The sequence below is a fragment of the Dietzia sp. UBA5065 genome (assembly GCA_002415925.1).
In the GTDB taxonomy this organism is placed as follows: Bacteria; Actinomycetota; Actinomycetes; order Mycobacteriales; family Mycobacteriaceae; genus Dietzia.
Map to the genome: position 1 here is coordinate 50,658 of DIAZ01000143.1, position 6,823 is coordinate 57,480.

Here is a 6,823-nt window from a genome sequence, read left to right on the forward strand (position 1 = left end):
GAGAATGCCCCGGAGAATCCCGATGCCAACGGCGACTCCTACACCGAACCGTACGGCGAGCAGCCCACGGTGTCCGGCGGATACGACGAGCGGTCCCTGGGCGGGACCGACACGCCCCCAGCCGGTTCGGCACACGAATCGTCGTGGAGCCCGGCGTCGGACGCATCGCAGCAGTACGGCGGCCAGCAGTTCGGGACGCCGGAGTACGGAACACCGCAATCGGGAACCCCGCAGTACGGCGATCAGCAGTATTACGGCGGCCAGCAGTTCGGGAACCAGCAGTTCTACGGCGACCAGCAGCAGTACGGAGCCCAGCCGTTCTACGGTGGCCAGCAGCAGCAGCAGTACGGCGGCCAGCAGCAGTACGGAGCCCAGCCGTTCTACGGCGGGTATCCGGACCAGGGTCAGGTGCAGCCCTACGGCCAGGGTGTCCGCAAGGATCCCGCGCTCATGCTGGTGGCGTCCATCTTCATCGCGGGCCTGGGCACGATCCTCAACGGTGAGACGGGCAAGGGCGTCGGGATCCTGGTCGGCTACATCATCGGCGCCGTGCTCTCCGTGGTCCTCATCGGGATCCCGATCATGTTCGGCTTCTGGGTCTGGGGGATGATCGACGCCTACCAGGGGGCCCAGAAGTACAACGCCGAGCACGGTTTCTCCTGACCGCGTCGGGGCGGGCGGGAAGGCGGGCGGGGCCGTAACCTGGTCGCATGACAGCGACCGAGATCCCCACCACCGACGCGCCCCGGCCCTCGGGCCTCGACCTGCAGTATGTCGACCGTGAGGTGCGTCCGCAGGACGACCTCTACAGCCACGTCAACGGCACCTGGATCCGTGACCATGTGATCCCCGCGGACCGACCGATCGACGGTGCGTTCCTCGCGCTCCGCGACCTGTCGGAGGAGCGGGTGCGCGACATCATCACCGACGCGCCCGTCGACTCGCGGATCGGCGCCTTCTACGCCTCCTTCATGGACACCGCCGCCGTCGAGGCCGCGGGTGTCGCGGCGCTCGGACCGGACCTGGCGGAGATCGACGCCGCCTCCGACCCCGACTCGCTCGCGCTGGCCATGGCGCGGCTGGAGAAGTCGGGCGTGGCCGGGCTGATCGGCGCCTATGTCAACAACGACGCCAAGAACTCCACCGAGTACATCCTGTACCTGGTGCAGTACGGCATCGGACTGCCGGACGAGTCGTTCTACCGCGAGGACCAGTACGCGGGGATCCGCGAGCAGTACACCGACCACATCGCGCGAATGCTGGAGTTGGCCGGGCTCGCCGGTGGCGGGGACGACGCCCGCGGCCGCGCCGAGCGGATCGTCGCGCTGGAGACCCACATCGCCGCCGCCCACTGGGACGTGGTGGCCCGTCGCGACGCCGACAAGACCTACAACCCCGTCACCTGGGACGAGCTCCCGGGACTCGCCCCGGGTTTCCCCTGGCACGACTGGGCCCGCGAGCTCGGCGGCAGTGAGCAGACGTTCGGTCGGCTGGTCGCGATGCAGCCGGACTTCCTCACCGCGGTGGCCGGACTGTGGGCCGGCGAGCCGCTGGAGACGTGGAAGGACTGGCTGCGGTGGCGGACCGTGTCGTCGAGGTCGCCCTACCTCCCCTCCGACCTGGTGGACGAGAACTTCCGCTTCTTCGGCACCGCACTGTCGGGGACCGAGGAGATCAAGGCGCGGTGGAAGCGCGGCGTCGCGGCCGTCGAGGGAGCGCTCGGCGAGGAGGTGGGCAAGGAGTACGTGGCCCGGCACTTCCCGCCCGGCGACAAGGCGCGGATGGTCGAGTTGGTCGCCAACCTCACCGCGGCCTACCGCCATTCGATCAGCCGCCTGCCGTGGATGACGCCCGCCACCCAGGAGCGTGCGCTGGCCAAGCTCGAAGCGTTCGTGCCCAAGATCGGCTACCCGGAGAAGTGGCGCGACTACGCGGCGCTCGAGGTGCGTCCCGACGACCTCCTGGGCAACGTGCGCCGCTCGTCGGAGTTCGAGCACGCGTACGAGCTGGGCAAGCTCGGCGGCCCGGTCGACCGCGGCGAGTGGCACATGACGCCGCAGACGGTCAACGCGTACTACAACCCGGTGATGAACGAGATCGTCTTCCCGGCCGCCATCCTTCAGCCGCCGTTCTTCGACGCAGACGCCGACGACGCCGCCAACTACGGCGCGATCGGCGCTGTGATCGGCCACGAGATCGGCCACGGCTTCGACGACCAGGGCTCCAAGTACGACGGCGAGGGAAACCTCGTGGACTGGTGGACCGACGAGGACCGCGAGTCGTTCGGCACCCGCGTCCGGGCGCTGATCGCGCAGTACCAGGGCCTGACCCCGGACGGACTGGACCCGGAGAAGGACCACGTCAACGGCGCCTTCACGGTGGGGGAGAACATCGGCGACCTCGGCGGGCTGACCATCGCCCTCCTGGCGTACCGGCTGGCGCAGGGTACGGACGGCAAACCCGCCGAGGGCCCGGACGTGGGCCCGGAGATCGACGGGATGACGGGCATCCAGCGCCTGATCACCTCGTGGGCGATCGTGTGGCGGACCAAGACCCGGGCGGAGGAGGCCGCCCGCCGGCTCGCGGTGGATCCGCACTCGCCGCCGGAGTTCCGCTGCAACCAGGTGGTGAAGAACCTCGACGACTTCCACGCCGCGTTCGGCGTCACCGAGGGCGACGGCCTGTGGCTCGCGCCGGAGGAGCGGGTGAGCATCTGGTGAAGGACCCCCGCCGGCGCCGGCCCTGTCGTTAGGGTCCATCCATGACTATCCGGGATGTGCCGATCAGGGTCGTGGAGTGGTCGACGGGCTACCTCGGCAGGATGGCGGTCGAGGCGATCGACGCGCGCCCCGAGCTGGAACTGGTCGGCGTGTTTGTCTCCGATCCCGCGAAGGTCGGGGTCGACGCCGGGCGCCTGGCGGGGATGGACCGCGACCTCGGCGTGGCCGCGACCGACGACCGGGCCGCGCTGCTCGCGCTCGGCCCGGATGCGATCGTCTACACCGCGGAGACCGAGACCCGGTTCATGGGCGGCATCGAGGACTTCACCGAGTTCCTCAGGGCCGGCATCAACGTGGTGGCCTCCGGCCCGGTGCTGCTGCAGTACCCGCACGGGATCCTGCCCGAGGAGATGATCGACGCCCTGGCCGCGGCCGGGCGCGACGGCGGGGCGACGCTGCACGTGGGCGGCATCGACCCGGGGTTCGCCAACGACGTCCTGCCGCTGGCCATGACCAGCCTGTCGCGGCGGATCGACCTGATCCGGGTCGGTGAGATCGCGGACTACTCCGTCTACCACCAGGGCGAGACCATGCGCCGCCTGTTCGGCTTCGGGCAGTCGATGGAGTCGCTGCCGCCGCTGCTGCGGCCGGGGATGCTCGCCGCCGGCTGGGGGTCGGTGGTCCGCCAGCTCGCCGCCGCGCTCGACGTGACCCTCGACGAGCCGCTGGTTGAGCGGCACGAGCGGCTCGCCGCCGACCGCGACCTGTCGCTGCTGGCGTGCGAGGTGCCTGCCGGCACGCAGGCCGCCATGCGGTTCGAGGTGGTGGGACAGGTCGACGGCGAGGACCGCATCATCCTGGAACACGTCACCCGCACCGCGCCCGACCAGGCCCCCGACTGGCCCCGGCCCGATCACGGGGACGGGTGCTACCGCATCGAGATCCGGGGCCAGCCGGAGATGCGGGTGGAGTTCACCCACTACGACTCCCACGGCGACCACAACGTCTCCGGCATGCTCGTCACCGCGATGCGGCTGGTCAACGCGGTGGAGGCGGTGGTGGCGGCGGATCCCGGAGTGGTCTACGCGAAGGACCTTCCGATGATCACCGGGCGTGGCTTAATGGGTGGATGAGATTCCTGCGCGCCGCGTCCGCGCTCACCGCCGCCGTCGCGCTCTCCCTGTCCGGGGTGGGCGCCGCGAGCGCCACGGATCCCGCGTCACGGGCCCCTCTGCCGGTGCCGTACAGCTTCCTCACCGGGGCCGCCATGGCGGCCGGGCAGCCCGGGGCGGAGCTGCCCGGCGCGAACGACTGGGGTTGCCGGCCGTCGCCCGCCAAGCCGCGACCGGTGGTCCTCGTGCACGGCACCGCCGGGGGAGCGGTGACCAACTGGGCGACCTACGGTCCGCTCCTGCACAACGAGGGCTTCTGCGTGTTCACCCTGACCTACGGCGCGCTCCCCGGCCAGCCGTGGCCGATCAACATGCTCGGCGGCCTCTCGGACATCACCGGGGTGTCGGTGCCGCAGGTCGGCGAGTTCATCGACCGCGTCCTGGCCGCGACCGGCGCAGAGCAGGTTGACCTGGTGGGTCACTCCCAGGGCACGCTGGTCTCGGGGCTGGTGGCCAAGGTCGGCAGGCCGGGCAGGGTGAACACCGTCGCGTCGATCGCCCCCCTGTGGGAGGGCGCGGGCGGGGGGATGCGCAGGTCGCTCGACGGCTTCCCCGCCGTCTCCGACCAGCTGGCCCGGATCCCCTCGCTGGCCAAGATGGCCCCGGGCTCGACGGTGCTACAGCTGTTGTGGTCGGGTGGGAGCCCGTACGCGCCCGGCGTGACCTACCTCAACGTGGCCACCCGCTACGACCAGCTGATCGTCCCGTTCACCTCGGGCCTGGTGCCGGGTCCGCTGACGACCAACGTCGTGGTGCAGGACGGGTGCGAGCAGGACCGGTCCGAGCACCTGGCCATCGCCTCCGACCCGCGGGCGGCGGACTTCGTCCTCAATGCACTCGACCCGGCGACCCCGCGGGTGCCGCGGTGCGAGGCCATCGCGCCCTATCTGGGCCCGGTCCCCTCCCTTCCGGGATCATGACGATCCGTCGGCCGGGCTCGGGGGTCGCGGGCCTGCTGGCGGCCGCCGCCCTCGTCGTCGTCGCCCCGGTCCGGGCCGGCGCCGACCCCATCGGGGCGGACCAGGTCCCGTGGCGGTGGTGGGACGGCGCGGCGTACCAGCTCACCCACGGGCTGGCCGACCCGCCCGGGATCAACCGCGACGACTGCCGGCCCACCCCCCGGCACCCCGAGCCGGTGATCCTCGTGCACGGCACCGGGCTCAACGGCGGCAACTCGTGGGCGACGTTCGGCGCCGCGCTGGCGGCCGAGGGCTACTGCGTGTGGGCACCCACGGTGGGCGCGCCGCCCGGGGCCGGTTCGACCGGGGGGCTCGACTCGCTCACCGGGGCCTCGGCGCCGCAGCTGGTCGCCGAGGTCGACCGCGTGCGAGAACTGACCGGGGCGGGGCGGGTCGACCTGGTGGGGCACTCCCAGGGCGCGATCGTCGCCTCGTACGTCGCGACCACGAGCCGGTCGGAGGCGGTGCGCACAGTGGTCACGTTGGGCGCGGATCCGGCGAAGTCGGGGGAGGGGCCGCCCGGGTTCGTCACCGACATCCTGGGGGTGTTGTCCGCCGAGACCTCCCGGCGCGACGCCGAGGCGACGCTCGCGTGGCTCGGCGACGAGGGCGTGCCGTTCGCGCGCGGCGTCCGGTACGTCGCCGTGGTCTCCGACTACGACGAGCTCACCGGGCCGGTCAGGGCTCCCGAGGTGCCGGACTTCGTGGACCTCACAGTGACCCGCCTGCAGGACGGCTGCGAGGCCGACCGCTCCGGACACCTGACGGTGCTCGCCTCGCCGCGCGCGGTGGATCTGGTGGTCGACGCGCTGGGCGGTACCGCCGACGCTGCCGACGCGAGGCCACCGAGGTGCGTCCCGGCCGACGGGATTCTCGGCGTCCTCGCGCCCGTCCCGCCGCGGTAGGGCGTCGGGGTCTCGGCGCGGGGCGAGCTCAGTAGTTCCAGTCGCCCTGGCCGTCAAAGGCGCCGAAGGGCCGGCCGGGGCCGTTCCTCACGATGATCGGGTCGCCGTTGCGGGAGTTCTCGTAGTACCACGCCGCGTCCGCCGGACTGATGTTGATGCAGCCGTGCGAGACGTTCCGGACGCCCTGGTCGGCGACCGACCACGGCGCGGAGTGGATGTAGATGCCGTCGTAGCTCATCCGGATGGCGTCGTTGACGATCGAGTCGTACCCGCCGTCCTCGATCCGCAGGCCGAAGGCCGCGGAGTTCATCCGGACGTTCCGCCCGCGCTGGCCGGTGTAGTAGACGCCGTTGTAGGTCTCCCAGCCGGGCTTCCCGGCGGAGGCCCTCATGGTGCGGACGGGCTGGCCGTTGCGGGTCACGGTGACGAGCTTGGTGCGGTCGTCGTACTCGGCGATCAGTGCGTCGCCGGTGCGGAAGGACTGCTGACGCTTGCCGCCGGCCCAGACGGTGACGGAGGTGTTGACCGGCCAGAAGGCGTGCGGGCGCCACCGCACCTCGGAGTCGGTGACCCAGTAGAACCTGCCGGCCACGGGGGGCTCGGTGCGGATGCCGATCGTGGCCTCGGCGCGCGCGCGGTCGGCGATGGGGCGGTCGAAGAAGAACATGACCGGTTGGGCGACTCCGACGACCTCGTTCGGGGTCGGGAAGACGTTGACGTCGCCGTACTCGGGCGTGGGACGGTCGGGCCCGACCACCGGGTAGGTCAGCACCGGCATCGCCCCGACGCCGGGGATGAGGGGGGTGAACACCGGGGCGTTCTCCAGTTGCGGGATCCCGGGCGGGCTCGGGGGCATCACCGACTGCGCGGTCGCGGCCGGGGCGAGGCCCGCGAGCAGTGCCGTCGCGGCGAGGACCGCGGCGAGGACTGGTGTCCGTGGCGAGGGGGTCATCGGTACTCCTGGGAACGGCGGGGGTGTCGTCAGCCTAGGCCAAGCATTCTCTTGGGATGTCGTGTGGCACAGCGATTGTGTTTCATGCGTCCTCGGTCGAGGGGCGGCGCTCAGT

The 6,823-nt window shown here is 71.6% G+C and carries 6 protein-coding genes; 5 read left to right on the forward strand and 1 reads right to left on the reverse strand.

Annotation, left to right across the window (positions count from 1 at the left end; translation table 11 throughout):
* The 5 genes from B4M60_RS11875 to B4M60_RS11895 form a co-directional block, all read left to right on the forward strand.
* Positions 1-663, forward strand: a 663-nt coding sequence (locus B4M60_RS11875; RefSeq protein WP_291084119.1) for a hypothetical protein, incomplete at its 5' end; no start/stop codon positions are given.
* Between the two features lie 47 nt (positions 664-710).
* A complete protein-coding gene (locus tag B4M60_RS11880) occupies positions 711-2,720 on the forward strand; it encodes a M13 family metallopeptidase (RefSeq protein WP_291084121.1) in 2,010 nt (669 codons plus the stop codon).
* A gap of 41 nt (positions 2,721-2,761) precedes the next feature.
* Positions 2,762-3,853, forward strand: coding sequence for a diacylglycerol kinase (locus B4M60_RS11885; protein WP_291084124.1), 1,092 nt, complete (start codon positions 2,762-2,764; stop codon positions 3,851-3,853).
* Positions 3,850-4,812 carry an esterase/lipase family protein gene (locus tag B4M60_RS11890; RefSeq protein ID WP_291084127.1) on the forward strand — a complete coding sequence of 321 codons (963 nt, stop codon included), beginning with the start codon at positions 3,850-3,852 and terminating at the stop codon, positions 4,810-4,812. Before B4M60_RS11885 ends, B4M60_RS11890 begins: the two co-directional genes overlap by 4 nt.
* Positions 4,809-5,756 carry an esterase/lipase family protein gene (locus tag B4M60_RS11895; RefSeq protein WP_291084131.1) on the forward strand — a complete coding sequence of 316 codons (948 nt, stop codon included), beginning with the start codon at positions 4,809-4,811 and terminating at the stop codon, positions 5,754-5,756. The genes B4M60_RS11890 and B4M60_RS11895 overlap by 4 nt, the downstream gene beginning before the upstream one ends.
* 28 nt (positions 5,757-5,784) lie before the next feature.
* Here the strand turns inward: B4M60_RS11895 and B4M60_RS11900 are convergent, their stop codons facing one another.
* Positions 5,785-6,708 carry a L,D-transpeptidase gene (locus B4M60_RS11900; protein WP_291084133.1) on the reverse strand — a complete coding sequence of 308 codons (924 nt, stop codon included), beginning with the start codon at positions 6,706-6,708 and terminating at the stop codon, positions 5,785-5,787.
* Positions 6,709-6,823: the final 115 nt, after the last annotated feature.